This is a genomic window from Streptomyces sp. NBC_00459, from assembly GCF_036013955.1.
Taxonomy (GTDB): Bacteria; Actinomycetota; Actinomycetes; order Streptomycetales; family Streptomycetaceae; genus Streptomyces.
This window is the reverse complement of record NZ_CP107903.1, coordinates 8,294,964-8,319,506: the sequence shown is the minus strand read 5'-3', so window position 1 is coordinate 8,319,506 and position 24,543 is coordinate 8,294,964. Positions and strand designations below refer to the sequence as shown.

At 67.4% G+C, this 24,543-nt stretch carries 22 protein-coding genes and 3 pseudogenes; 16 read left to right on the top strand and 9 right to left on the bottom strand.

The features are described 5' to 3' along the window. Nucleotides 1–42 precede the first annotated feature (42 nt). On the bottom strand, nucleotides 43–2,724 hold the full coding sequence (locus OHN74_RS36675) for an ATP-binding protein (RefSeq protein WP_327698869.1): 2,682 nt from the start codon (nucleotides 2,722–2,724) through the stop codon (nucleotides 43–45). 645 nt (nucleotides 2,725–3,369) lie between these two features. Here OHN74_RS36675 and OHN74_RS36670 point away from each other — a divergent pair. Further along, entirely contained in the window at nucleotides 3,370–4,365 is a 996-nt protein-coding gene (locus tag OHN74_RS36670) for a DUF2510 domain-containing protein (RefSeq protein ID WP_327698868.1), read from the top strand. Between the two features lie 165 nt (nucleotides 4,366–4,530). Here the strand turns inward: OHN74_RS36670 and OHN74_RS36665 are convergent, their stop codons facing one another. Continuing rightward, on the bottom strand, nucleotides 4,531–5,142 hold the full coding sequence (locus OHN74_RS36665; RefSeq protein ID WP_327698867.1) for a TetR/AcrR family transcriptional regulator: 612 nt from the start codon (nucleotides 5,140–5,142) through the stop codon (nucleotides 4,531–4,533). 249 nt (nucleotides 5,143–5,391) lie between these two features. Here OHN74_RS36665 and OHN74_RS36660 point away from each other — a divergent pair, with 249 nt between their 5' ends. Both OHN74_RS36660 and OHN74_RS36655 read left to right on the top strand, forming a co-directional pair. Continuing rightward, nucleotides 5,392–6,189: a phosphatase PAP2 family protein gene (locus tag OHN74_RS36660; protein ID WP_327698866.1), complete on the top strand. Its 798-nt coding sequence runs from the start codon at nucleotides 5,392–5,394 to the stop codon at nucleotides 6,187–6,189. Next, the gene (locus tag OHN74_RS36655; RefSeq protein ID WP_327698865.1) at nucleotides 6,186–7,208 is read left to right on the top strand and encodes a hypothetical protein; all 1,023 of its coding nucleotides are present in this window, start codon (nucleotides 6,186–6,188) and stop codon (nucleotides 7,206–7,208) included. The genes OHN74_RS36660 and OHN74_RS36655 overlap by 4 nt, the downstream gene beginning before the upstream one ends. Nucleotides 7,209–7,292: 84 nt before the next feature. Here OHN74_RS36655 and OHN74_RS36650 read toward each other — a convergent pair whose 3' ends face one another. Both OHN74_RS36650 and OHN74_RS36645 read right to left on the bottom strand, forming a co-directional pair. Further along, nucleotides 7,293–8,207, bottom strand: a complete 915-nt coding sequence (locus tag OHN74_RS36650) for a phospholipid scramblase-related protein (protein WP_327698864.1) — start codon at nucleotides 8,205–8,207, stop codon at nucleotides 7,293–7,295. A gap of 75 nt (nucleotides 8,208–8,282) precedes the next feature. Next, nucleotides 8,283–9,305: pseudogene (locus OHN74_RS36645) on the bottom strand (phospholipase domain-containing protein); the annotation flags it as partial. Nucleotides 9,306–10,427: 1,122 nt separating this feature from the next. On the opposite strand from OHN74_RS36645, the gene OHN74_RS36640 reads away from it, so the two are divergent. The 8 genes from OHN74_RS36640 (at nucleotide 10,428) to OHN74_RS36605 (ending at nucleotide 16,962) form a co-directional block, all read left to right on the top strand. Then, the gene (locus OHN74_RS36640; protein ID WP_327698863.1) at nucleotides 10,428–10,646 is read left to right on the top strand and encodes a ribbon-helix-helix protein, CopG family; all 219 of its coding nucleotides are present in this window, start codon (nucleotides 10,428–10,430) and stop codon (nucleotides 10,644–10,646) included. 70 nt (nucleotides 10,647–10,716) lie between these two features. Beyond that, entirely contained in the window at nucleotides 10,717–12,765 is a 2,049-nt protein-coding gene (locus tag OHN74_RS36635; protein ID WP_327698862.1) for an AAA family ATPase, read from the top strand. Next, on the top strand, nucleotides 12,765–13,136 hold the full coding sequence (locus tag OHN74_RS36630; RefSeq protein WP_327698861.1) for a hypothetical protein: 372 nt from the start codon (nucleotides 12,765–12,767) through the stop codon (nucleotides 13,134–13,136). Before OHN74_RS36635 ends, OHN74_RS36630 begins: the two co-directional genes overlap by 1 nt. Beyond that, the gene (locus OHN74_RS36625) at nucleotides 13,136–13,420 is read left to right on the top strand and encodes a hypothetical protein (RefSeq protein ID WP_327698860.1); all 285 of its coding nucleotides are present in this window, start codon (nucleotides 13,136–13,138) and stop codon (nucleotides 13,418–13,420) included. Before OHN74_RS36630 ends, OHN74_RS36625 begins: the two co-directional genes overlap by 1 nt. Before the next feature lie 853 nt (nucleotides 13,421–14,273). Next, on the top strand, nucleotides 14,274–14,483 hold the full coding sequence (locus tag OHN74_RS36620; protein WP_327698859.1) for a hypothetical protein: 210 nt from the start codon (nucleotides 14,274–14,276) through the stop codon (nucleotides 14,481–14,483). 73 nt (nucleotides 14,484–14,556) lie between these two features. Beyond that, nucleotides 14,557–15,051 (top strand): hypothetical protein, encoded by a 495-nt coding sequence (locus OHN74_RS36615; RefSeq protein ID WP_327698858.1) that lies wholly within the window; start codon nucleotides 14,557–14,559, stop codon nucleotides 15,049–15,051. 83 nt (nucleotides 15,052–15,134) lie between these two features. After that, nucleotides 15,135–15,671 (top strand): hypothetical protein, encoded by a 537-nt coding sequence (locus tag OHN74_RS36610; RefSeq protein ID WP_327698857.1) that lies wholly within the window; start codon nucleotides 15,135–15,137, stop codon nucleotides 15,669–15,671. Nucleotides 15,672–15,735: 64 nt separating this feature from the next. Next, entirely contained in the window at nucleotides 15,736–16,962 is a 1,227-nt protein-coding gene (locus tag OHN74_RS36605; protein ID WP_327698856.1) for a tyrosine-type recombinase/integrase, read from the top strand. A gap of 369 nt (nucleotides 16,963–17,331) precedes the next feature. Here OHN74_RS36605 and OHN74_RS36600 read toward each other — a convergent pair whose 3' ends face one another. The 4 genes from OHN74_RS36600 to OHN74_RS36585 form a co-directional block, all read right to left on the bottom strand. Beyond that, the gene (locus OHN74_RS36600) at nucleotides 17,332–17,628 is read right to left on the bottom strand and encodes a hypothetical protein (protein WP_327698855.1); all 297 of its coding nucleotides are present in this window, start codon (nucleotides 17,626–17,628) and stop codon (nucleotides 17,332–17,334) included. Further along, a complete protein-coding gene (locus OHN74_RS36595; protein ID WP_327698854.1) occupies nucleotides 17,621–17,836 on the bottom strand; it encodes a hypothetical protein in 216 nt (71 codons plus the stop codon). Before OHN74_RS36595 ends, OHN74_RS36600 begins: the two co-directional genes overlap by 8 nt. Before the next feature lie 44 nt (nucleotides 17,837–17,880). Then, entirely contained in the window at nucleotides 17,881–18,390 is a 510-nt protein-coding gene (locus OHN74_RS36590; RefSeq protein WP_327698853.1) for a hypothetical protein, read from the bottom strand. A gap of 349 nt (nucleotides 18,391–18,739) precedes the next feature. After that, nucleotides 18,740–19,162, bottom strand: coding sequence for a transposase family protein (locus OHN74_RS36585; protein ID WP_327698852.1), 423 nt, complete (start codon nucleotides 19,160–19,162; stop codon nucleotides 18,740–18,742). Between the two features lie 619 nt (nucleotides 19,163–19,781). On the opposite strand from OHN74_RS36585, the gene OHN74_RS36580 reads away from it, so the two are divergent. Further along, the gene (locus tag OHN74_RS36580) at nucleotides 19,782–20,027 is read left to right on the top strand and encodes a GntR family transcriptional regulator (protein ID WP_327698851.1); all 246 of its coding nucleotides are present in this window, start codon (nucleotides 19,782–19,784) and stop codon (nucleotides 20,025–20,027) included. A gap of 79 nt (nucleotides 20,028–20,106) precedes the next feature. Here OHN74_RS36580 and OHN74_RS36575 read toward each other — a convergent pair. Beyond that, a pseudogene (locus OHN74_RS36575) lies at nucleotides 20,107–21,159 on the bottom strand (alkaline phosphatase family protein); the annotation flags it as partial. A 215-nt stretch (nucleotides 21,160–21,374) separates the two neighbouring features. Here OHN74_RS36575 and OHN74_RS36570 point away from each other — a divergent pair. From OHN74_RS36570 to OHN74_RS36555, 4 genes and pseudogenes are all read left to right on the top strand, one after another. Beyond that, nucleotides 21,375–21,494, top strand: a pseudogene (locus OHN74_RS36570) (sugar phosphate isomerase/epimerase); the annotation flags it as partial. Between the two features lie 193 nt (nucleotides 21,495–21,687). Further along, the gene (modA, locus tag OHN74_RS36565) at nucleotides 21,688–22,512 is read left to right on the top strand and encodes a molybdate ABC transporter substrate-binding protein (protein ID WP_327698849.1); all 825 of its coding nucleotides are present in this window, start codon (nucleotides 21,688–21,690) and stop codon (nucleotides 22,510–22,512) included. Further along, nucleotides 22,509–23,366, top strand: a complete 858-nt coding sequence (gene modB / locus OHN74_RS36560) for a molybdate ABC transporter permease subunit (RefSeq protein ID WP_327698848.1) — start codon at nucleotides 22,509–22,511, stop codon at nucleotides 23,364–23,366. The genes modA and modB overlap by 4 nt, the downstream gene beginning before the upstream one ends. Then, nucleotides 23,363–24,478 (top strand): ABC transporter ATP-binding protein, encoded by a 1,116-nt coding sequence (locus tag OHN74_RS36555; protein WP_327698847.1) that lies wholly within the window; start codon nucleotides 23,363–23,365, stop codon nucleotides 24,476–24,478. Before modB ends, OHN74_RS36555 begins: the two co-directional genes overlap by 4 nt. The last annotated feature ends 65 nt before the right edge of the window (nucleotides 24,479–24,543 follow it).

The following is a 24,543-nucleotide window of genomic DNA, read 5'->3' as shown; positions in this document are numbered from 1 at the left end:
GTCGTCGTCCCGGCAGGATCTCGGCGGGGGCGCCCCTCGGGGTCAGCGCAGCCCCCGTCCCGTCTCCAGTACCTCACGTGCCTGGGCGACCAGGCCGTCCGCGCCGCACGACTTGGCCAGCGTCAGGCCGCGTTGGATCTCGGCGACCGAGCGGGCGGCGATGCCGTACTCGACTCGGGCAGCGGCGTGTTCGTACTGGCAGGGTGACGCCTCCAGATAGGCGACCGCCTGGGCGGCCAGGCGTACCGCCCGCTGGCCGGTCTCCAGGGCCGCCGCGCAGCGCAGGGCCTCACCGATGGCGGTGTCCGTGCCGAACCGTTCCGCGTACCGACGGGCGTCGGCGACCAGCACCGCGGCCCGGAGCGGGTCCTCCGTGGCCAGCGCGCGGGCGAGGTCGACGGCCCAGGTGGCGAGCACCGGGTTGTGGTAGCCCCGTCCGGTGGCCGCTTTCTCGGCGGCCTCCAGTTCGTTGATGCCCTCCTTGGTGCGGCCGACGGCGATGAGCAACCGGCCGCGTACCGCGCGGGGTTCGGGCAGCACGATGGTGGACGGGTAGGGCGGGGCGAACCCGTACTGCTCGGCGATGGCCCAGGCCTCCTGGACATGACCGCGGGCGAGCAGCGTGTCGACGAGGTTGCAGGTCGCCGACCAGTGGAGGGGCAGACCACGCCCGACGCGTTCGGCGAGACGCAGGGACTCGCGCAGGGACGTCTCGGCCTCTCTGAGGCGGCCCCGCCTGCGGTGCCCGAGACCGACGTACGCATGGGCGAGGGAGAGGTGGCCGCCGCTCCAGCCCGCCGTCTCATAGGCGCGCAGGGCGTCCATGTAGAGGGACTCCGCGCGGTCGAGACGGTCGGTGTAGGCGTACGCGCAGGCGAGCATCATCAGCAGCTCGATGCCCCACTCGGGGTCGGTCCAGCCGAGACCGGGCGCGAGGCGGCCGTTGACGAGGGCGCGGTCGCACATCTCCACGACCTCCTCGGCGTTCTCGCCGTGGGTCATGGCGTCGAAGCCGCGCAGGATGAGCAGCGCGCGCTCGGAGTTGTCCCGGCCGGTGCAGGGGCGGGCGAGGTCGGCGAGGCGCTCGGAGCGGCCGGGCGCCGTCACGTCGCCGCCGTGAATGCCCTCCAGCATGAAGTGCACGCCCTGGAGGCGCATCCGGGCGGGGCCGGGCTGATGCCGGGCGGCCTCCGTCTCGACCGTGCGGACGGCCTCTTCCAGCTGGTTGTTGTGCAGCAGGGCCTGCGAGAGCCGGACGATCGCGTCGACGCGCAGGTCGCCCTCCAGGCCGGGCATCGCGAGTGCCGTCTGGAGATGCCCGATGGTGGTGGCGGGCGCGGTGAGGTGGGTGGCGCTGCCCAGTTCGAAGAGCACGTGCGCGTGGCTCTCGGGCCGGGGCGGTTCCAGCAGGGCGCGCTCCAGACAGCGGCGGGCGGCGTCCGGGGCGCCGACCGCCTGGTGTTCACGGGCGGCCTCGCGCAACTGGTCGACGAGTTCCTCGTCGTCGTCCGGATACACGTGGAGCAGATGGTGGGAGGCCGCTGCGGCGCCGCGCCCGGACTCGCTGACTACCTGCGCCGCGATGCCGTGCATGGCGGTGCGCATGCCGTCCGGGATGGAGTCGTAGACGGCGGTGGCGATCAGCGGGTGGACGAACTCCAGGTCGCTGTCGGCAACTTGGCCGGCCGCCAGATGGGGTTCGGTGAGAATGCGGGCGGTGCACAGGAGGTTGGCGCAGCGGTAGGCCTCGTTGTGGCTGAGGGTGGCCAGCCGGGCCACGAGGTCCACGGAGATGCCCGTACCGAGAATGGCCGCCGCCCAGGCGAAGCGGGTGGCTTCGACGCCCAGTTCCTCCAGGCGGGCGACGAGGCCGCCGCCGCGTGCCGCGTTGTTGAGTTCGCGCAGTCGGCCGCAGGACGCCTCGACCGGGGCCAGTCCGGCGTCCTGGACCTTGGCGAGGAGTTCGACTGTCTCGTACGGGTTGCCGCCGGTGACCGCCCACACCTCGCGGCAGAACGGGGCGTCGGCGTGCGGGCCGAGGGTGGTGCGGGTGAGGCCGGCGGCGGCTGCCGGTGTCAGGGCGTCGAGCGTGTCGACGGGGCCTGCCGCCCGGGCGATCGCCTCCAGGTGGTCGGCACGGCCGCCGGTGGCCTCGCCGGGCCTGCGGGCCACCACGACCAGCACGGAGAGGTCGTCGAGCCGCTCGGCGAACGCGGCCAGCCAGCGCAGGCTCTCCTGGTCGGCCCAGTGGGCGTCGTCGACGAGGAGGACGAGCGGCCAGTCACGCTTGGCGAGCCGCCGTACCGCGGCGACCAGGCCGTCGCACACGCCCTGCGGGTCGGCCAGGCGGTCGCCGGGTTCCGTGATGCCGAGGGCGGGGCCGGCGATGTCGTACCAGTCGCCGAGATACTCGCGGGCCTCCTCCGGCATCAGCGACAGAAGCGCGGGCTGCAGCAACTGGCGCACGACGTTGAAGGGGACGGACTTGAGGGTCTCGCCACCGCGCACCGACCACACCGTGCAGTTGCGCCGCTCGGCGATGCGCCGGGTTTCGGCCATCAACGCGGTCTTGCCGAGGCCCGCCTCGCCGGTGAAGAGCAGGAGACTGCCGGAGGAGGAGTTGTCCACGCGCAAGGCGTCGATCGCCCGTTCCACCGCGGCGACTTGTGTGTCGCGCTCCCACAGGGCGGCAGAGCCGGCCGTCCCTGGGCGTTCCTCCGTCATTCCGCTACCTCCCCAAGTCGCCTGAACGACGTACGAACTTGAGAGTAGCCGTCCGGCTGTCGAAGTGGAGGCGGGTCCGCGCAGGTATTGCCGGGACGAGTGACAGGGAGTGCGGCAGGGCGACGCGGCGGGCCCGCCACCGGCCCGTCGTGAAACCTGTCGGCATTCGGCACCCCTGGGATCGAGCTCATTTTCCGTCATCGGCGAGTACGCGCCCGCCTGTGTCACGCCCCCTCGGGCCGCCCTGTCCGCGCCCCCGGGAGGCATCCCCCCGAGCGCACCCGCGCACGGCTCCGACCTGCGGACCTCCGACCGGAGCGCTCCCACGGGATCCCGTACGCGGACTCGGTGGGGCACTTCACCGAGCGGTACGAGTCCGGTGTCCGTGGCGACTTCGCGACGGTGACCCGGCCCTGGTCCCTCACCTGGTGGAAACGTGTGCGCCACTCGCACTGGAGTTCCCTTACGACCACTGGCTGCCGCCCGTGGTGCCGCGCATCGCCGACGGGCCGCGGCCGGTGACGGACAGAACCCGGCCTCCCGTATCCCGCTATCTCGGTATCTCGGCCCGCCTTTCCGCGCCTTTCCCGGCGGAAAGGGGACTCCTCTCATCCGCCTTTCACGCGAGCCTCATACGGTGGGGGCATGACGCAGGAGACTCCTCCCGGCTGGTATCCCGACCCCGGGCAGACAAGTGACGGCCCCGCCACCGAGCGCTGGTGGGACGGTAGGACATGGACGGAACAGACCCGTCCCGAGGGCTCGGCCGCCGCCTGGGGTCCACCGGTGCTGGCCGCCGGCGGGGCGTACCCGGCGTATCCCGACCATTCGCCGACGGGCACCCGGCGCGGACTGCGCACGGGCATAGCCGTCGCGGTGGCGATCGCCGTCCTCGCCGGTATAGGCGGCGGTGTGTACGCGCTGACCAAGGACGACGGCGGCAGCGGCAGCAACGTGGGCTCGCAGATACCGGGCGGCCAGGGCGGCACCGGCGGCCAGAACGGCGGCGGTCAGGGCGGCCCCGGCGGCGGCAGCGGGGGTGGCCCCGGCGGCGGCTCGGGCGGGCAGACGCCGGACCCGCAGCAGTCGGAGCCCTCCGAGAGCCCGAAGATCGACAGCGGTTCCGTGCCCGACTCGACCAACGGGATCAGCATCCCGATCCCGGACGGCTGGTACGGCCAGTCGATCACCGTGGGCGGGCAGGTGAGCTCGGACAGCACCTACAAGTGCCCGGGCGACACGACCAAGACCTGCACCAAGGGCGGGGCGTACTCGGCACCCGCACTGGCGCTGGGCACGTCGGGCAGCACGGCCGAGGCGGTCGCCAAGGCAGACATCGCGGCGAACGCCGAGGATTCGTACGGCGGTACGACGTACGGGAAGATCACCTCGCACGACGTACTGGCCTCGAAGGCGGTGACCGTGGCCGGACAGAAGGGCTACCTGGTCCGCTGGAAGGCGATCACGAGCAAGGGCGTCGACGGCATCGTCGAGTCGCTGGCCTTCCCCGCGCCGTCGAATCCCCAGCAGATGGTCGTCGTCCGCTTCGGTGTCGACGCCGACCAGAAGGAGTCGGTGATCGACGAGATCACCGCCGGCATCAAGGTCTCCTCGGCCGGTGGGAGCGGGCAGGACGTCTGATCCGTCGATGCGCGCCCCGGCCCGGTGGACATGGATCGGCCGGGTGGGGCGCCTCTCCGCTCAAGAGGAACCCCACCCGGCCGGGGGGTGCGCGCCGCCCCCGTCCCCACGGGTCGGCGCGGACAGGTCACCGTCCGGTTCGAGCCACGGACGGCGGCCTGCGTCTCAGGTGACGCCGAGTGCGGGCAGCACCGCGGCCTCCACGAATCCGACGAGGTACTCCGGGTCGGCGTACCGCCCCTCCAGGACCGGGCGGGCACGCAGGACGCCCATCATCTGCGCCGGTACGTACTGCAGCGCCGGATGATCGGCGGGGACCTCGCCGCGCTCGACCGCGCGGCGGATCATCCCGCGGAACGCGTCCAGCTCCGGTTCGACGATCGCGTCGCGCAGCGCCTCCTGGAGCTCCGGGTCCTGCATGGCCGCGTGTCCGAGGGCCTGCAGCAGCCGGGTGTCCTGCCCCGAGGCATCGCCGATCGCCCGCGCCGCCGCGCGCAGGTCCCCGGCGAGGGATCCCGTGTCGACGGCGAACCGGGCGCGCCGGTTTGCGCGCAGCGCGGCGGCCACGAACTGCGGCTTCGTCTTCCACTGCCGGTAGAGCGTCGACTTGCTGCACCGTGCGCTGGCGGCGACGCCCTCCATGGTCAGCGCGTCGTATCCGCACTCACGGATCTGGACGAGCACGGCGTCGAAGTACTCCTGCTCACGCTCCGGCGTGATCTTGGAGCGGCGCGAGGCGACGACCGGCGCCGGTCCCTCCGCGGCCTGCGACGTCATGACTGCGCTCCCTGTCCCGGTGGTTCCGGTGGCTCCGGTTGTCGTTCCTGTCGGGGGGCTCTGTGGCTTATTCCCGATTCCAGTGTGGCGTAAGTCCATCGATACGCCAGTGTACCGGAACGGATTCGTTTCGGTACACTCTCGTATCGGTACACCAACGTATCGATGAGACGAGCGCCCGTACAGACGAGTTCCCGCCCATCACGCACCACGTGCGCACAAGCGCCACCTCAGGGAAAGGGCCGGGGGATGAAAGCCAGCACCGAGCCTGCCAAGGCGGAGCCCGCCGGTATACGACGGCCGCCGCTCGTCCGCGAACTCCTGCTGGTAGCAGGGCTGTTCCTCGTCTACAAACTCGGCCGGCAGCTGGCGACCGGACACACCGCCGAGGCCTTCCGGAACGCGCACCGCGTCTGGGACTGGGAGCGGGCTCTCCATCTCCCCGGCGAGGGCGCCGTGCAGTCGGTACTCCTGCACAGCGACACCGCGATCCACTTCGCGAACACCTACTACGCGACCGTGCACTTTCCGGCCACCGTCGCCTTCCTGATCTGGCTCTACCTGCGGCGCCCCGCCCACTACGTCTGGGCCCGCCGGGTCCTCGCCGCGGTCACCGGGGCGGCCCTGGTGATCCATCTCACCTTCCCGCTGGCCCCGCCGCGGCTGCTGGCCGAGGCGGGCCTCACCGACACCGGCCAGGTGTTCGGACCGACGGTCTACGGCGCCTCACCAGAGGCCGACACCCTGTCCAACCAGTTCGCGGCCATGCCGTCGCTGCACTTCGGCTGGGCCCTGATGGTGGCGATCGGCCTGATCGTCGCGACCCGCTCCCGCTGGCGCTGGCTGTGGCTGCTGCATCCGCTGGTGACGCTGCTGGTGATCGTCGGTACGGCGAACCACTACTGGCTCGACGCGATCGTGGCCTCGGCCCTGCTGGGCATCGCCCTCGCGGTCGTCCACGCACCCCACCGCACCGAATCGACGGCGGGCGAGGGCAGCAGGCTCACCCCGGCCGACGAGCCCGTCCTCGTGGGAGCGGCACGATGAACGCCGCCACACTCACCGCCGTCGTCCTCTCCCTCTTCTCCGCCGTCGCCTACGCCGCCGCGGCCGTCGCCCAGGAACGGCTCGCCTCCCGCAACGCCGACGCGGGGATACGGCGGCTGCTGGCGACCGGCGCCTGGTGGGGTTCGGTTCTGCTCAACGCGGGCGGCGCACTGCTGCATGTGGTCGCCCTCAAGTACGGCCCGCTCACGGTGGTGCAGCCGCTGGGCGCGCTCACGCTGGTCGCCGCGGTGCCGCTGGGCGCACGGGTCGCCGGGCGCCGGGTCAGCGCGGTGGAGTGGCGCGGCACCGCGCTGACGCTGCTCGGCCTGGCGGCGATCCTGGTCACGGCGTCCGGTCCGGCGCCCGACGACATCCTGAGCCTCCCGGAGGCCATGGCGGTCGCGGGTACGACGATGATCCTGATCGGGATACTGGCCCGGCGCGGAGCACGGCCCGGCCTGCGGCACGCGAGCGCCTCCGGCATCGCGTCCGGGGTGGCCTCGGCACTCACCCAGACCGTCACGGTCGCGGCGACGAACAGCTCGGGTCCGGTGCTCAGTTGGCAGGTGATCGGGGTGGCGCTGCTGGTCGCGGCGTTCGCGGCGGGCGGTCTGATCCTGTCCCAGACCGCCTACCGGGGCGGCCTCGGCGGTCCGCTGGCCCTGGTGACGCTGGCCAATCCGGTCGCCGCGGCCGTGATCGGCCTGACGCTGCTCGGGGAACGGCTCCAGGGCGGGGCCTCGGGTCTGCTGCTGGCGCTGGTGGGCGCGGGGCTCGCGGGGTGGGGTGTGGTGACGCTGTCACGAGCGACGCCGGACCCGGTTCCGGTTTCCGTTCCGGCGTCCCCGGAGCGCGTCGTGATTCCGTCCTCGGCAGCGGCTTCGGCTTCGGCTTCGGTGCTGGACGACGAGGAGCATCCGGTGGCGTCGGTTCTCGCGCTGGAGGCCCACTCGGCACCCGTCGAACCTTCGTTGATGCCCCGGCAGCCGTCGGAGCCAGGGCATCTCACGTCACTGTGAACCGACCGGCCCCTGTGAACACGCGTGTGTACAGGGGCCTCGGCCGGTCCCTGTGAACCGACCCGTCCTCCGTGAACCGACCGGTCAGCCCAGGCCCCGTGAATCCTGCTTCAGTGCCGTGTCGACGGTCAGCGCCGTCGCCACCACGAGGCTCAGCAGGGGTTCGGGCAGCTGGTAGTGGATCTGCAGGACGTAGTTGTCCGCGGTCGTGAACATCGTCTTCGCCAGACCTTCCCAGGTCTTGGTGATGCGGGCGACCTCGTTCTCCGCGTGGTCGACGATCGCGAAGTTCCAGGCCCGCCAGTTCTCCGCCTTGATCGCGCCGACCTGCTGGCCGCCCGCGTTGATCGCGAAGTTGATCTTCCCGATCATGTTCTGCTGGACGATCTCACCGACCGGCGAACCGTCCGGACGCTGCACGATCACCCGCGACTTCATGAACTTCCGGGGGCGCGTCAGCAGCAGCACCGGCTGCCCGTGGGCGTCCCGGATCTCCAGCTTGTGCGTCATGAACTGGTCGATGCTGGCGACGAAGCGCAGGATCTTCTTCAGCGCGCTCTGTCCGACCTGGACGACCGACCCGAGTTCCCGGCCCTGCTGGTCCATGACCTTGTACTCGTTGGTCAGCTCGATCAGCTTGGCCTTCTGGTTGACCACCAGCACCGGCTCGCTGAACAGCGTGCCGCCACCCGCCCCCGCCGCGACCCCGGCCTGCTGCTGCACCTGCCGCTGCACCCGAGGATCGGCACCGGCGGCGGCAGGCTGCGCTGCGCCGAACCCCTTCTGGGGCTGACCCTGGGGCTGAACCTGCTGACCGCTTCCCTGCTGGGGAAGGTGAACCGGCGCCGCCTGCGGCTGCTGGGCCGGGGGCTGCTGCGCCTGCTGCTGGTCGGTGTTGGTGTGGTCGGTCCACTGGGAACCGTCCCAGTACCGGAGCGTCTGGGGCGCTCCATGGGGGTCCGGGTACCAACCTGCAGGTATGTTCGATTGCGTGGTCACCGGGGCACACTACCGTGACGTGGCTGGATGACAACCATGTCCCGGTCAAGGCGCCCCGGGCCCCGCTCCGCCCTCTCAGCAGGTCACGATCGCCGGATCGCTCACGCCCGCCCGGCCGTTCTCCACGTGTCCGGCGAACCGGCGCAGGAACGACGGGTCGGCGTCGGAGGTGACCGTCAGGTCGTACCACCGCTTGCTGGCCCCCAGGTCCACCCGGTGCCGCACGCTTGCCCCGGCCCGCACCCTGATCTTGCGCGGGTGCCCCCCGTAACCGCTGCTCAGCTTCAGCTCCACCGTCTTGGAGCCCTTGTTGGTGAGGGTCAGCTCAAGGTCGTCCCCGACGTGCCGTGCGGTCGCCTCGGGTCCGGCGGCGCCCTTGCCCCGGCCATTGAAGACCCGCAGGAATCCGTTCGGGCCGTGCACCGTCAGGTCATGGGCGTCCTTCGAGTACGCCGGGTTCCAGGTGTCGGCGACGGTTCCGCCGGCGCCGGTGGTGTACGTCCACGGGCCGTCGGTGCGGTTGCCCGAGGTCACGAGGAAGGAGGCGCCGGCGTGGGCGCCGGAGGCGAAGGCGAGCGTGAGCTTTCCGGACACCGGGTCTGCCGAACCGTCCACGTACGGGGCGTACTTGAGCGGACGGGCCGGACGCAGGCCGCGCTCCTGCCGGGGCAGGGCCGGGTGCGCGGGCGGCGTCGGGACGTAGTCCGGGTGACGGTCCTTGTCCGGCGGCCGGTAGCCGTCGGTGTCGGGGAGTGCGACGGGCCTGGTGTCCTTGCGGGAGAAGTCGAACGCGGCCGTCAGGTCGCCGCAGACCGCGCGCCGCCAGGGCGAGATGTTGGGCTCGTGCACACCGAAGCGGCTCTCCATGAACCGGATGATCGACGTGTGGTCGAGCGTCTCCGAGCAGACGAACCCGCCCTTGCTCCAGGGCGAGACGACCAGCATCGGCACCCGCTGCCCGAGCCCGTAGGTACCGGCCGCGTGCCGGCTGTCGCCCTTGAACAGGTCCGGGCCGACGTCGACCGTCGATTTGCCCTGTGCTGCGGACTGGGGCGGGAACGGCGGCACGAGGTGGTCGAAGAATCCGTCGTTCTCGTCGGCCGACGGCTTCTTAAAACCGGGCCATAACGGGCGCTCCCGCCAGGCCTTTCACAAGGGCTCTGACCTGCACTTTTGTTGTTTTCCGGCCTCACCCTCGCCCCTCACCCGTCCGGGCCAGGGGCGATCCGGGGCGCCGGGTTTCCGCCGGGGTGGGGTAGGGCGAGTAACGCTCGGGGACGCCCCGGATGACAATGTGCATACAGACGCTGCCGGTGCGCCTGTGATTCCCCGGGGGAGGCCTCTTGAGGGTGGCGCGTGGGTCCCCTCACACACTCATCCAACAGTCGAGTACCAACAATCGAGTATCGGCACACAAGCCCCATCCTGTGTCCTACCAGGGCATTCAGGTCTACTCGCCCATGGGTTCGCCGAGGTCCGAACCCATCCGAACCCATGCCCCTTAGGTTCGGCCCCCAGCTCACAGCGAACCCATCCGAACCCAAACCCCCTCCGACCAGGGCATTCAATGGGTTCGCCTCGTGGGTTCGCTTGGGTTCTTTTCTTCACGGACAAATAGGTTCGCCGGGTGGGTTCGTAGAGAGCCCCCTACGTAGTAGGGCTCTACGACCCCCACCGGGCGGATGTCGGGCCTGATTTATGAGCTAAAACAACAGCCCCCACAGCCCCTCCAGGGCCCCCACACTTTCTCCACAATTCACAGACTGCTCAGGCCTGTTAATCTGGCACACCTGCCAGAGCCTCGGTTCTGGATGTGCTGATGGGCTCCTACGCGCTGGGCAATCTGACTGCCCGACAACTCGCCGTGCCTTACGCGGTCTGGGCCGTCCGTCATCGCATCCCAGGAGAACCAGTGTGCAACTCTGCCCAGGCTCAGCGGAATCGCGGCTGCCGCTGCTTGAGCGCCCGCGCCTAACGCCCCGGCACACCCGTCTCACCCCCTAGGCGCCCACCTAACGAACTCGCGCCCCGCTCGGGCCCCTCTTCCCCCACCGAGCCGCGCGGAGCCCTTACGTGGGCGCCTACGCGTTCCAGCTTTCTGTGAATTGCATCAGGCATTTATCAATTCAACAGGCGCGCGAAAAGCCGTAAGAGCGCGCAAACGGAATTCAAGGTTTAATTGATCCGGAAGGCACCCTGACTGACGCAAAGGACATAGCCATGCCCCCGACTAAGAAGAATGCGTTGACTGCGCGGCTGCACACGCTCGTTCACGAAGAGATCCTGAAAGACGTTGAGGCACTGGCCGAGGAAACGGGCGTCACGCAACAGGCTGTCGTTCGCGAGGCTGTGTATGAGTACCTGGAGCGCAAGCTTGGCGGCCCCTCTGAGTTTGCCATCCGTCCCGCTTATGCGCGGCGCCGTCAGTCCAACAAATGACGAGAGCCCCATACCGGGCAAGTACGGGGCTCTCTACAACCAGCGGGGCGCAATCCGCAGGAGGTGACAAGTGACTACACAAGGATACCCCAACCGGGCGACCTTGCAGGCGATGAGCTTCTTTCCACAGGCAGTGGACGTGTACCGGCGGTGCGAATGGAATGCCTTGCCAATGCCTAGGCGCAAGAAGAGCCCTCCGCCTGAGGGATATACCGGCAACACCAATGCGATGCCCAATGTATCCGATGTCGAAAGGTGGAAGCACGATAAGGCGTACGAGTTTGGCAATGTGGCACTGCGGATGCCGCGCGATGTCATAGGCATTGACGTGGACGCATATAAGGGCGGCCTGGAGACCCTTGCCGAACTGGAAGACAAATTGGGGGCACTGCCCAAGACGTGGTCATCCACTAGCAAGACCGACGGCTCACGGATCATGTTCTTTCGCGTGCAGCCGGATAAGAAGTGGCCAGGGGACCTTGGCGCTGGTATCGAGGTTATCCAGCGCACACACCGATATGCGGTGGTCTACCCGTCCAAGCACCCGGACACCAATGCGCAATATCGCTGGCTCAACAAGCACGGGCGCAAGACCGAGCAGATTCCAATGAAAAGCGATCTCGCTGCACTGCCCAGGGATTGGCAGGAGGAATTGCTGTCAGGAAAGCCCACCTCTGCGGCTGCCGGGAACCTTCCGCCGCAGAACATCACCGATGCAGAGACATCGGAATGGCTGAACGCGCGCCCCACGCCTGACAGCTACCCGTGCCCGCTGATGGATGGTGCCCGCTGGCAGGCCAGAGAGGCTCTTGGAGTCAGCGGGCATGACTCCGCCAAGGCTGCCACATGGCAACTGGTGAATCTGGCCCGAGAGGGGCACAGGGGCATCAACAAGGCATTGGCCGGTGTGGAGGACGACTTTGTCGAGGCTGTCAAGGACCGCCGACCCAGTGAGGAAGAGGCGCGCGACGAATTCGCCAAACTGGTAATCGGTGCCGTTGGCAAGGCGAGGACAACGGATGCGCTGCCGCCGTGTTATTGCACTGGTGTTGAGGATGTTGCAGCCGAGGACGATGACGAGAGGCTGGCTGCATTCGAGGCTGAATTCCTCACCACGGATGACCTTGACAAGATCGAGCCGCCCAAGTACCTCATCAAAGGGCAGCTGACCAAGAACACCACAGCTCGGCTGAACGGTGCACCTGGTTCTAACAAGTCGATCATTGCCCTGGATATGGCCGCTTGCGTGGCTGCGGGTGTCGACTGGAAAGGGCACAAGGTCCGGCCGGATCAGGGCAAGGTCGTCTATCTGTATGCAGAAGGGCGCGAGGGTCTGCCGCGACGCGTGCGGGCATGGGAGAAGTTCCACGACCGCAAGATGACTGGTGTCGTGTTTCTGCCGCGCCCCGTGCTGATCTCCAACAAGGCCGAGTGGAAGCGGCTAATTGCATTCTGCGAGAAAACCAAGCCCGCTCTGATTGTGCTGGACACCCAGGCACGGATCTTTGCCGGAATTGTGGAGAACGACAACGCCGAGATGGGTCTTGCATTTGAGGAGGCCATCGAGAAGCTGCGCCGGGCCACGGAAGCCTGTGTGCTGCTGATTCACCACTCCACCGGCGAGACCGAAAAGGGCCGAGGAGCGAGCGTCATCACCGGCGCGCTGAACACTGAAATATTCGTGGAGCGTGAAGGCGACATCGTCACGATCAAGAACACCAAGGAGAAGGATGAGGCCGATTCCACAATTGTGAAGATGAAGCGCCTCATCCTCGATAGCGGCCTCAAGGACGAGGACGGCGAGGCGCTGACTTCCGTGGTGCTTCAGCTTGTGTCAGAGATGGACAATGCCGGTTTTACTCTGGTCAATGCGCTGAGCGCCCATAAGCAGACGATTGTGGATGTCGTCAACAAGGCGGAATCCGGCCTGCGCTACGCGGAAGCCAAGCGCGCTCTGTCCTACACCCCGGCAGAAGGCAAAACGGTGGGCAAGTTCAGCGAGAGCGCATTCAAGCGCTATTGGTCAGATCTGGTCAAGGCCAGAATCCTGAAGAAGTCCGGTGTCTTTTACACCGTGGATGAATACGCCCTCAACAATTACCTCAAGGAGCAGAACTAATGGGGCGCAAGAAGCCAAACAAGCAGAAGCGGCAGCGCCCGCTGTTCGGTTCACTGGAGATGGACATAGCCGTGGCAGAGGCCATGGGCATGGCGCTCATGAGCAACAGCATCTCCGCTGTCGCCCAGGCCCACGGCGCCCTGTCGGGCTTTATGACCGTCCGCAACTTCGCCAGCTTTGATGACTTTGAGGCCGCTCTGGAGTGGCTGCGAGATGTCCCGGTGACCATGTTCGTCATCTTGCCCGATGTCATAGAACTGGAGTGCCGATTGGCCAATCTGCCCAACATCGACAAGGGCACTCCGCTGTTCGATCCGCACACCCGCCGCACCGCCCGCGTCTACCGCTACAACAACAAGGAGAACAACTGATGGACAGCTACAGCCTTGCAGAGTGCTTGATTCTGGCCCACCAGAAGAAGCAGGTCCGGATGACTTGTCAATGGGGCAAGGTCTTCTCGGAGCCCTTTCCCGCGCTGGTGCTGCTGTCTCCGGGGAGGCAGGCTGAAATCGAAGACGAGCTGTTGGAGCTTCTCAAGCGGGACGGCTACAAGCGTGGCAGGGCTGGAGTCACCGTCGAGATTGTCACCGCGACAGAGCTTTCAACGGTGTACGGCGTCGAGAGGCTCATCGCCTCCCCCAACGGCGTCGTCTGACACCACGTAAACCCCTCTCGGCGGCCACGTAACCGCCCCAAACGGCCCGGCGGGGGCTCGGGACCGACCCCGCTCCGTCTGGGGCTTACGTGGCCGCCTACGGCTTCCGATTCGAACACATGTGCGAGAGGAATGAACATGACCAACAGAAACCAGTTCCGCAAGTTGCCCCCGTGGGCTGAGGCGGCACTCATAGCAGCGCTCGGGCAGCGGTCTGTGCGACGGGGGATTGCGCGGTGCCTGGCCGAAGAGGGCGCGCTGCTATTGCAGTTCGTGTACCGCTCCTCACGGCGGTTGGCCACGGTTGTGCAGTACCCCGTGCCGGGCATTGCAGCGGCCTATGACAAGGCTGCAAGCGATGTGCCGTCCGGAGAGGTGGTCTGCTACTTCATCGTGGCTTCTGCACCCGCTCTCGCAACGGCTGATGCAGACGGCGTGCCCTACATGCGGACCATGCGCGGGCCTGGTTATGAGGGCAGGTCAGCCGAGCTTCTCCGAGTGCCCGTCTCACTGCCGGCGGACAGGGTGCAGACCGATGGGACCTGAGAAGCGCACTCGCCGCGCCCGCATCCGGCGTGAGGTCGGCACCGATGCACAGCCACCAAAGAAGCGAACTCGCAAGGGTGCCAAGCCGGTTGCTGAACCGACCGAGCCCCTGGAGCCCCGTAGGCGGGTGCGCCGCCCCACCGGCAAGGCCGAGCCAGGCCCCGGTCAGGCCAGCCGTCTGTTTGGCCCCCAGACCACCAACGAGCAGGGCTGACGTGACCCCCACCTACCAGCGGCGATCTGTCCGGTTCGGTGCAGTTCTATCCGGATACTTTCCATTCTGCACTTTTTGGCGCATAGTTCTGACATGAACACGACAACGAACGCCCCCGCCGCTCCGCTCCCCGCTCTCGTCCCGGTCGCCGCGCTGTGGGTGGCCGTGGCTCGGTTCGCCGCTCGGGTGGCGGGCTGCTCGGACTGTGCCTCGCTCCCGTCCGGCCGTTACTGCCTGTCCCATGTCTGCCTGGACTGCGGCGGCGGGGCTGTGGCTCCGGCCGGTTCCGTTCTCCCCTGCTAGTTGCCCGCTCCGCCCCCGCCTACGGGCGGGGGCCCCATCCCCAAAACCCACTCAAGTCCCCAGGAGGAACCCCATGAGCAACAACAAGAAGAGCTTCGAAGAGCGCGCCGCTGCTGCCCCCACCGAGTTGCACAAGCGGTTTGCCGAGTGGATTGAGATCGAGACCGGTTTCAAGCCCGACATGAAGTCCGTTCAGCTCGCATGTGCGCTGCGGATGGATTTCCAGCGCAGTGACGAGAACCAGTCGAGCCTGGCCGACCGTAAGGCCGCAGCCGCTGCCAAGGCCGTGGCCCGCAAGGCGGAGAAGAAAGCCAAGCTGGAAGCCCAACTGGCCAAGCTTCAGGCCGAGTTGGCCGAGGGCGACGCGCCGGTGGCTGAGCCCGCTCCGCGTCCGGCCGCCAAGAAGACCACCCCGAGCAAGCCCGCTACGGCGCCCGTAGCGGCCCCCGTAGCGGCGACCGGTACCCCGGCGCCGGTCAAGCCCCGTACGGCCCGTACGCGGCGTACGGCGCCCGCCAAGAGGACTGCGCCGAAGGCATTCGACAGTGTGCCTGAGACCGACAAGTAGTCCCGAAACGGCTGAGGGCCCGAGCTAGTGACTCGGGCCCTCGGTGTCCATCCCCAGATCCGCCAAGAACTGAGAGGTACCCGATGAACCCTACTCCGTGCCCGTCGCACAAGGCGGGCGGAAACAACATCTGGGAGAACCGGTGCGGGCGCTGCGGCGTTCGCCTGCTGGACCGCACGACCTCCCCTGAACAGCTTGTGGGCCGGATTAGCTCAGCACTCCAGATCCAGGTAGAGGCCACCGGCCGCATCCGTGGCGTATGGGCCGAAGTGCTGGAAGAGGTAGACGGCGAACTGTGGGCCTGGTGGGCGCGGCCCGCAAACAACCTTCTCGGGTACGAGGGCGTGTCGGTGGACAGCCCCGAGCCCTCTGCCGAGGAACTGCGCCGCGCGCTCATGGTGGAGCTGCTCAGGGTTCCCGTACGCCCGTCGGCTCCGGTCCGTCCCCCTCAGGCCTCTCGCTGGTCCCGCTTCAAGAAGTGGTCTCGCCGCAGTGCTGAGAGGGAGTTCGTGACTCTCGCAATGCCCATCACGTGCATCTGGGCTGTGGCTCTCGGGTGGGTCCTCGGTGTGGAAGGCATGGCCGCTTTCTCGGGCCTGCTCGTCGGCTGGCTGTTCTGACCAAAAGTTGTCATGTCCCGGTCATCCAATGGGTGGCCGGGACACCACATGTGAAAGGCACGAAATGGCGAGCATCAAGCAGGTGCCCCGCGCGGGTGGCAAGTGGGCATTCGAGGTCCACTGGCGGGATCACGGCAAGAAGCGGCAGATGACATGCAAGACCGAGCCGCAGGCCGAAAAGGAGAAACTGCGCATTGAGGACATGTTGGCTGCTGGCCGGTCAACTGCACACCGTGTCGAAAAGCGCACTGTGGGTGAGGTGTTCGAGGCATGCATGACGGCCGGTGAGGCAACGTTGAAACCGCGCACCCTGGAGGGGCAGCGGTCGCTGTACAAGAACCACATTGCCTCTGCCTTCGGCAAGCGCAAGATCACATCTCTGCGCGCTGAGGATGTTGAGAAGTGGATTGCCGCACTGTCGGGGAAGCTCGGGCGCGGCTCAATCCGCAACGCGTATGTGGTCCTCAACAAGCTGTGCAAATACGCAATTCGGCACGACTGGATCGTGTTGAACCCGTGCACTTCCGTGGCGCTGCCAGTCAGCCATGATGAGGTCCAGGACGAGCGCCAGTTCCTCGCGCCCGCACAAGTGGAGGCACTGGCACAGGAGATGTCCAAGCGGCGGGAACACTACGGGCTGATTGTGCGTATGGCCGCATACACCGGTCTGCGCTCGGGCGAACTGGCCGCGCTGCGCATCCGGGATGTGAACCTGTTCCGGGGGACGGTAGAGGTCCGCCGTACCGTCCGGCGCAAGAAGGGCGGGGGCTGGGTGTATGCCTCGCCCAAGTCCAAGCGGTCCGTACGGGATGTGCCGCTACTCCCCCGGCTTGCGGCGGAGCTGGGGGCATACCTGGAGGCGCACCCCTCCCGCACCAACCCTGATGCCTCGCTCTGGCCGGGCACCAAGAAGACACGCCGGGACAGTGTGTTGGACTGGCACCGCCCATTCGACATCAACAATCTCGTCAAGACACATTTCCGCCGGGTGATCCGTGGTGGTGCACTGGCTCCCGCCGGCATCTCGGCTGCACTCCGCTGGCACGACCTCCGCCACAGCTATGCCTCAATCATGGCTGCTGCACCGGGCATCACCGTCTACGACGTCAGCAAGTGGATGGGGCACAGCTCCATCACGACAACCGAGAAGACATACATCCACCTGTTCCGCACGGACTACACAGACAAGATGTCGGCCGTAGACGCGTTCCTCGGCGGAGCGGGCCAGAGTCTCAGCGGCGGGGGCTCCGTAACGCCCCTACGCGGCCCCGTAGCGGCCAGCGCGGGATAGCCCCGGGGGTTTCCCTCTCCGGGGCCGAGTTCGGCCGTTAGGTGGGCGCGTAGGACTACGGTTGTAATAGAACCGTAGTCACAGAAGCGCTCGGCCCGAAACGCACAGAAGCCCCCAGCCTGCAGATTCTGGGGGCTTCTTGCTGTGGTCATCGCATAAAGGCTTGTTGCTCCATTCCCGCCCGTTACAACAGTCCTGGAGCGCCAATCGCTCGCACAAGGGAAAGGCTACCCGAACGCACGAATGCCCCGGAGCTGGGAGCAGCAGCAACCGGGGCATTCGTGTGGACATTCCTCGGGACCCGAATACCGAGTGCAGTCCGGGAGAGCGCGAACATCTGGCCTGCGACAGAGGCCGCGCCGTGGTTTGTTATGCGGTGGGCTTGGCTGTGCGGAAGTCGAGGAACGCCTTGTAGCCTTGCTCTTGCAACCACTGTGTGAACTGCTCGTGCGGGATGTTGGCATCGTCCATCTCAGCCTTGATGGCGGATATGGCCGAGTTGAACGCCGCGTTCTTCCAGTCGGCACGCCGCTGGTTCATCTGCTCTGCCATTGCTTCGGCATGCGCATCGGTGAAACCCGGGAGGTGGCCATTCGAGGCGCGGATGTCAACGAGCTGGTGATGCGTGGGTGTGAACGTGTAGTCGTCGATCAGCGTGTCAGGCATCGAGTCCTCCCTGAACACCGGCGAGAGCAGCGCGGAAGTCTGAGTCATGCGGACGGGTGAGGTCGCCAATTCCGTAATTGGTGGGGTGCGCGGTCTTGCCGTTGGCGACGCGGAGCACGTTGAGTGCCTCCATGCCATATGCGGTCTTGGTCATGACCGCCTCAACCAGCGTTTCGAGTGCGGCAGTGTCCAGGGTTACAGAAGCCATTGTGTCCTCCTTGTGAGTGTGGCGGATTGGGATTGGGAAGAGAGTCATTTGCCCGTGAGGCGGGCGGCAAGGCGCTTGGCGCTCTCAGGGATCTCGCGGCGCGGCGCAACAGGGCCGTGGTTGATGGGGTTGGGCACGACATACGGCACAACCGGCGGCTTGTTCCTGCCAGAGGAGTTCTTGCGGAGGTGCGCGGCAGCCTCGCGAGCAGCCTTGGAGGCCGTGGATGGACGCTCCGCATCCGCTGGGCGACGGTAGGCAACCCGCTCCACGAAATCGCTCGCCCCCTTGCCCATGAGCCGCTCCACGATCTTCTCGCGGGCCGTCTTGGGGGTGTCGTCCTGCTCGTCCTCTTCTTCAGGGAGCGGGTTGCCGTCCTCGTCCAGGCCGAACAGATCCGGGGCGTCTGCCTGGAGTTCTGCGATCTGCTCAGGGAGAGGCTCGTCCAGGTCGAGCAGTGAGACGGAATTCGACGCGGCAGCGGGCGACATTCCGGCCTTGCGCAGGGCCGAGACAGCCTTGCTGCGCTTGATGTTGTTGACTCGTCGTGCCATTGCGGAACTCCCGTGGGCGTGGTGGGTTGGTGCGGGACAAAAGTCATCGTTGCTGTTGTCCAAGTCCCCCACACGGGGCGTTCCGTCCCCCACTAAGCAATGGGGTCTCTACTCGGGCTGTGCATTACTCCGCTAAGCAGCGTCAGTAACGTGTATTCGGTTGTTGTGCCAGACGTTGCGTGGGTGCCAATCGACAGTTCCGCACATTGTCCATGGGTGCTCCGACATCAGCGGTCTGACTGCCCTTTGACCTCCATCTCCGGGGAGTCTCGCGCTGTAATGCGTTATCGGTGCCTCGCTACGCAGCGGGCGAATGCCTCAAGGGTACCTTGGGCGGGCTGCGTGCGGGCTATTCAGGTACATCCCCACGCCTCTCCCTGATCTGCCGCAGAATGCTTAGCGCAGCCGTCTCTCGGTCCTCGACCTTTGCCTCAACAACATATTGCGTGGCTGCATCAAGGCCGAGCAGACGGGCAATACGTTCCTCAACACGGATAGCCTGAGCAATGGTCTTGGGGTCACCAGTGAGGATCGCCTTGGAAAGCGAGCGCAAATAGATTTGCAGTCGGTCGACCTGCTCCTGTCGATACTCGTCAACCTTGGGATGCAGGCGACCCTCTGTGTACTTCTTGATTACATTGCGCACAGTGCTTTGGCTCACCCCCACCATTTCAGCAACACGCCGCTGTGAATGGTGCAGCCGGGACAGTTCAAAGATCTGCTCATCACGAGCTGTGAACCGTGCCGGTGACTTCTTGTTGTTGGCAGCCATTTGCGCCTCCTTCCGTTACCGGAATTGTACGGGTTGGAGGCAATTCGCATTGTGCAATAGGCGAGAGGGTATTCGCAACTACATTCGCCAGGTCAGGCTTTTACCGTGAAAGGGGTGAAAAGGGGGCTCGGGAAACGAGCACCCCTCGGGGCAGACGGGCAGGGAACGCCCGGCAAGGGGTCTCCGCTGGCGCCTAACGGCTTTAGGGGTCGGGTCCGGGGGTTTCCTTGGGCGTGGCGGAGTTCAGGGCTTAGGTGGGGGATTTCGCGGCTCGGCTGAGAATGCGGGAATGCACGTGGACAAGGGCGCGGCCCCGGGGGCAGATGTTGTCCGGCTGTGAACAGGTCTCACAGGTGGTGCAGTGGTAAGCGAGCATCTCCATGGCGCGGGGCTGGTCCAGGTGGGCGGGTGCGCAGTCCGGGCAGCAGTAGGCGAGCCAGGGCGGACCGGACATCCGCTCTACAGCGTGGGTCAGGATCGGGAGGCCTGTGATGGTCTTGCAGTCCAGGCACATGCGCATTGGGCGGGGAGTCTGCATGTAGGGCACTATAGACAAGTGCAGGGCCCACCAGGGAACTATGTGTGTCTTTGCAGGTCAGCAGCGTCTTACGGTGCAGGCATGAGCGAAGAGGAGATCCGCAATCTCGACCGGCGCGGCCCCGAGCTGGTCTACATGGCCGTGGCTGACGACGTGGCGCGGCGGATCACAGCCGGGGAGCTCAAGAGCGGCGACCGAATCCCTGGCGAACTGGAGATGGCAGAGACCTATGGCATTGCCCGCATGACCGTGGCGCGCGCAGTCAAGGAGCTGCGAGATCGGGAACTGGTCCAGACAGTGCGCGGCAAGGGCACATTCGTCCTCTAATTGGCCGCTGTGCACATTGTGAATCGGTATGTCCGCCGGGGTCCCGCCGGGTTGCGGGGGTAAAAGCCCTGGTCAACCCCCATAAACCCGCGTTCTCGTCGTACGTGATGAACAGCGCGGTCTTCGCCCACACCTCGGGGTCGGAGGTGAGTGCGTCCAGGACCTGGGCGATGTACCAGGCGCCGTAGTTCGCGGGCCAGTTGGGGTGCTCGGTGAAGGCCTCGGGGGCGACGATCCAGGAGACCTGCGGCAGCCTGCCCCCTGACACGTCGGCCTTGAGCTGGTCGAAGAAGCCCTCGCCCTTACGGGCGTCGGTGCCGGTGCGGGCCTTGTCGTAGAGGGGGTCGCCGGGCTTGGCGTCGCGGTACTGGTTGAAGTAGAGGAGCGAGTTGTCGCCGTAGTTGCCCCGGTAGGCGTCCTGGATCCAGCCCCAGGAGCCGGCGGCGTCGAGCCCGTCGCCGACGTCCTGGTAGATCTTCCAGGACACGCCCGCCTTTTCGAGGCGCTCCGGGTACGTCGTCCAGCTGTACCCCACCTCGTCGTTACTGAGGACGGGGCCGCCGCCCTTGCCGTCGTTACCCGTGTACCCCGTCCACATGTAGTACCGGTTCGGGTCGGTGGAGCCGATGAACGAGCAGTGGTACGCGTCGCAGATGGTGAAGGAGTCGGCCAGCGCGTAGTGGAAGGGGATGTCCTTGCGGTTCAGATAGGCCATGGTCGTCGAGGACTTGGCCTGGATCCACTTGTCGTACTTGCCGTTGTTGAAGGCGACGTGCCCGTCGCTCCAGCCGTGCGGGAGGTCCTGGATGAAGGCCAGCCCCAGGTCGTCGGCGTCCGGACGGAAGGGCAGTACGTCCTTGGTGCCGTCCGACTGGTGCCACACCGACTTGCCGTTCACCTGGGTGACCGGATGCGGGTCCCCGAAGCCCCGGACTCCGCGCAGCGAACCGAAGTAGTGGTCGAAGGACCGGTTCTCCTGCATGAGGACGACGATGTGCTCGACGTCCTCGATCGTCCCCGTGCGGTGGTGCGCGGGGAGGGCGGCAGCGCGCTCGATGCTGCCGGAGAGTGCGGTGAACGCCGTGGTCGCGCCCGCGAGTTGGAGGAAGTGGCGCCGGTTGACTTCGGGCATGGGAGAGGGGCCTCTCGTCCTGATGACGGCAATGGGTGGTACGTGACGGAATGCGCGCGCCTGGAGTTTCCCAGGGGTACCGAACGGCACGGAAGGGTCCGGTGGCATCCGCGTGAAGGTCGTCGGTACGTGAGACGTGCGGCAGGCCAAGACCGGCCCAAGCGACCCCCACGACATTCCCGCGCCCGGCCGCGGGGTTTTGTTGGGACGTCCTGACATACCCCGAACTCGACTTCGACGGTGTCGCCACCGCCTGCGTCTTCGCCTGGGAGGAGCGGGCCCATGAGTCCTCGGCGTTCATGCTCGACCGGATCCGCAAGGAGCTCGGCGCGTGAACGCACTCAGGCGCCGCAGCAGTCCCGTAAAAACGCACATGCCAGGCAGTTTCACCATGATCCCGGCTCATGCGATGTGACAGCAGACTTATCCCTTGCATCTGCGGAAGTATCATCGGCGTATGCGTTCCCGTCGGGACGGGGAGAAGCCCCTTCCGACGGGACATCCGTGAGAGCAAAAGGGAGCAGATCCGTGACGACCCGTTTCGCACGCCGGACCCGCCGGACCCTCCAGGTGACCGGCGCGAGCGCCGCAGTGCTGCTGGCCCTGAGCGCCTGCTCCTCCTCCGACGACTCGGCGTCCGCCGGCTCCGCCGCCTCCACGTCCGCGTCGGCGAAGCTGTCCGGCACGGTGACCGTGTTCGCCGCCGCCTCCCTCAAGGAGAGCTTCACCGCGCTGGGCAAGCAGTTCGAGGAGGAGAACCCGGGTACGAAGGTCACCTTCAGCTTCGGCGGCAGCGACTCCCTCGCCGCGAGCATCACCGGCGGCGCCCCGGCCGATGTGTTCGCGTCCGCCAGCCCCAAGACGATGAAGATCGTCACCGACGCGAAGGACGCCGCCGGCACCCCGGCCACCTTCGTCCGCAACCAGTTGGAGATCGCCACCCTGCCGGGCAACCCCGACAGGATCGCCTCCCTCAAGGACCTCACTAAGTCCGGGCTGAAGGTCGTCCTCTGCGACAAGGAGGTGCCGTGCGGCGCCGCCGCGCAGAAGACCCTCGACGCGAGCGGACTCGAGCTCACCCCGGTGTCGTACGAGCAGGACGTCAAGAGCGCCCTGACGAAGGTCGAGCTGAAGGAGGCCGACGCCGCCGTCGTCTACCGGACCGATGTGAAGGCGGCGGGTGACAAGGTGGAGGGCGTGGAGTTCCCCGAGTCGGCCGAGGCCGTCAACGACTATCCGATCGTCCTGCTCAAGGACGCTCCGAACGCCGACGCGGCAAAGGCGTTCATCGAGCTGGTCAGGTCCGCCGAGGGCCGGCAGGTCCTGACCGGGGCCGGATTCCTCCAGCCGTGACCGAACCCGACAGCTCCCGTGCGGCGGCGGACACCCTGACCGGTGGACCGCTGCGCGGGCGCGTCCGCGGACGTCGGTCGGCGGTCCCGGTTCCGCTCCTCGTCCCCGCACTCGTGGGCCTGGTGTTCCTGCTGCTGCCGCTGCTCGCGCTGCTGGTACGGACGCCATGGCGCAGCCTGCCCGAACAGCTGACCAGCCCCGAGGTCTGGCAGGCCCTGCGGCTGTCCCTGCTCTGCGCCACCGCGGCGACGGCGGTGAGTCTGGTGCTGGGCGTCCCGCTGGCCTGGCTGCTGGCCCGCACCGAGTTCCCCGGACGCGGTCTCGTACGGGCGCTGGTGACGCTGCCGCTGGTGCTGCCGCCGGTCGTCGGCGGTGTGGCCCTGCTGCTCGCCCTCGGGCGCAACGGGGTCGTCGGGCAGTGGCTGGACTCGTGGTTCGGCATCACGCTGCCGTTCACCACGGCGGGCGTAGTCGTCGCGGAGGCGTTCGTGGCGATGCCGTTCCTGGTCATCAGCGTGGAGGGCACGCTGCGGGCCGCCGACCCGCGCTACGAGGAGGCCGCCATGACGCTGGGCGCCTCCCGCTTCACCGCGTTCCGCCGGGTCACGCTGCCGCTCATCGCCCCCGGGGTCGCGGCCGGCGCGGTACTGGCCTGGGCGCGGGCGCTCGGCGAGTTCGGGGCGACGATCACCTTCGCGGGCAACTTTCCCGGCCGTACGCAGACGATGCCCCTGGCGGTCTATCTGGCCCTGCAGAGCGACCCGGCCGCCGCCATCGCCCTGAGCCTGGTCCTGCTCGCCGTCTCGATCGCGGTCCTGGCCGGGCTGCGCGACCGTTGGATGACCGCATCATGACCTCCATGGATGAAACGAAGTCCGGCCTCGCCTCCGGTCTTGGCAGCCACTCCGGTTCCGGCAGCGCGTCCGGCGAGGGGCTCGACGCCCGGATCGTCGTCGACCGGGGCTCCTTCCGGCTCGACGTCCTGCTGACGGCGGCGCCCGGCGACGTCGTGGCGCTGCTCGGCCCCAACGGCGCCGGCAAGACCACCGCACTGCGTGCGCTGGCCGGGCTCACCCCGCTCGACGGCGGCCATCTGCGGCTGGACGGGGCGGAGTTGGAGCGTACGCCGCCGGAGTCCCGACCGGTGGGCGTCGTCTTCCAGGACTACCTGCTCTTTCCCCACCTCACCGCCCTCGACAACGTCGCCTTCGGCCCGCGCTGCCAGGGGGCGAGCAAGGCGGAGGCCCGGGCGACGGCCGCCGGATGGCTGGAGCGGATGGGGCTCGCCGAGCAGGCCGGCGCCAAGCCGCGCAGGCTCTCCGGCGGCCAGGCCCAGCGCGTCGCCCTCGCCCGCGCCCTGGCCACCCGCCCCCGGCTGCTGCTCCTCGACGAGCCGCTGGCCGCGCTGGACGCCCGTACCCGCCTCGATGTCCGCGCCCAACTCCGGCGCCACCTCGCCGACTTCGAGGCTGTGGCGGTCCTGGTCACACACGATCCGCTGGACGCGATGGTGCTCGCGGACCGGCTGGTGGTCGTCGAACACGGCCGGGTCGTCCAGGAGGGGCCGCCGCAGGACATAGCGCGCCGTCCGCGCACCGACTACATCGCCCAGCTGGTCGGCCTGAACCTCTACCCGGGCCGGGCGGACGGCCACACCGTCGCACTGGACACCGGGCCGGCGATCATCACCACCGAGGACCTCACCGGGCCGGTCTTCGTCGCCTTCCCGCCCAGCGCCGTGACCCTCCACCGGCACCACCCCACCGGCTCCAGCGCCCGCAACCTGTGGCGCTGCGAGGTGGCCGGCCTGGAGACCCACGGCGACCGGATCCGCGCGAACCTCACCGGCGAACTCCCCCTCGCCGCCGATCTCACCACCGTCGCCGCCGCCGAACTGGAGCTCCATCCCGGTGCGGAGGTCTGGGCGACCGTCAAGGCGACACAGACGCACGCATACCCGGCCTGACCGGGAGCGGGCGCCCCACCCGGTTAGCGTGAGCCTCACGAAAGCCCCAGAAGCCGATGTTCCAC

Bases quoted from the DNA above. Each gene is read 5' to 3' on its own strand.
- OHN74_RS36625 (WP_327698860.1), top strand. From the start codon at position 13,136: ATGGACAGCTACAGCCTTGCAGAGTGCTTGATTCTGGCCCACCAGAAG.
- OHN74_RS36655 (WP_327698865.1), top strand. From the start codon at position 6,186: ATGAACGCCGCCACACTCACCGCCGTCGTCCTCTCCCTCTTCTCCGCC.
- OHN74_RS36600 (WP_327698855.1), bottom strand. From the start codon at position 17,628: ATGCCTGACACGCTGATCGACGACTACACGTTCACACCCACGCATCAC.
- OHN74_RS36610 (WP_327698857.1), top strand. From the start codon at position 15,135: ATGAACCCTACTCCGTGCCCGTCGCACAAGGCGGGCGGAAACAACATC.
- OHN74_RS36595 (WP_327698854.1), bottom strand. From the start codon at position 17,836: ATGGCTTCTGTAACCCTGGACACTGCCGCACTCGAAACGCTGGTTGAG.
- OHN74_RS36670 (WP_327698868.1), top strand. From the start codon at position 3,370: ATGACGCAGGAGACTCCTCCCGGCTGGTATCCCGACCCCGGGCAGACA.
- OHN74_RS36615 (WP_327698858.1), top strand. From the start codon at position 14,557: ATGAGCAACAACAAGAAGAGCTTCGAAGAGCGCGCCGCTGCTGCCCCC.
- OHN74_RS36580 (WP_327698851.1), top strand. From the start codon at position 19,782: ATGAGCGAAGAGGAGATCCGCAATCTCGACCGGCGCGGCCCCGAGCTG.
- OHN74_RS36665 (WP_327698867.1), bottom strand. From the start codon at position 5,142: ATGACGTCGCAGGCCGCGGAGGGACCGGCGCCGGTCGTCGCCTCGCGC.
- OHN74_RS36555 (WP_327698847.1), top strand. From the start codon at position 23,363: ATGACCTCCATGGATGAAACGAAGTCCGGCCTCGCCTCCGGTCTTGGC.
- OHN74_RS36590 (WP_327698853.1), bottom strand. From the start codon at position 18,390: ATGGCACGACGAGTCAACAACATCAAGCGCAGCAAGGCTGTCTCGGCC.
- OHN74_RS36675 (WP_327698869.1), bottom strand. From the start codon at position 2,724: ATGACGGAGGAACGCCCAGGGACGGCCGGCTCTGCCGCCCTGTGGGAG.
- OHN74_RS36605 (WP_327698856.1), top strand. From the start codon at position 15,736: ATGGCGAGCATCAAGCAGGTGCCCCGCGCGGGTGGCAAGTGGGCATTC.
- OHN74_RS36620 (WP_327698859.1), top strand. From the start codon at position 14,274: ATGAACACGACAACGAACGCCCCCGCCGCTCCGCTCCCCGCTCTCGTC.
- OHN74_RS36630 (WP_327698861.1), top strand. From the start codon at position 12,765: ATGGGGCGCAAGAAGCCAAACAAGCAGAAGCGGCAGCGCCCGCTGTTC.
- OHN74_RS36585 (WP_327698852.1), bottom strand. From the start codon at position 19,162: ATGGCTGCCAACAACAAGAAGTCACCGGCACGGTTCACAGCTCGTGAT.
- OHN74_RS36660 (WP_327698866.1), top strand. From the start codon at position 5,392: ATGAAAGCCAGCACCGAGCCTGCCAAGGCGGAGCCCGCCGGTATACGA.
- OHN74_RS36640 (WP_327698863.1), top strand. From the start codon at position 10,428: ATGCCCCCGACTAAGAAGAATGCGTTGACTGCGCGGCTGCACACGCTC.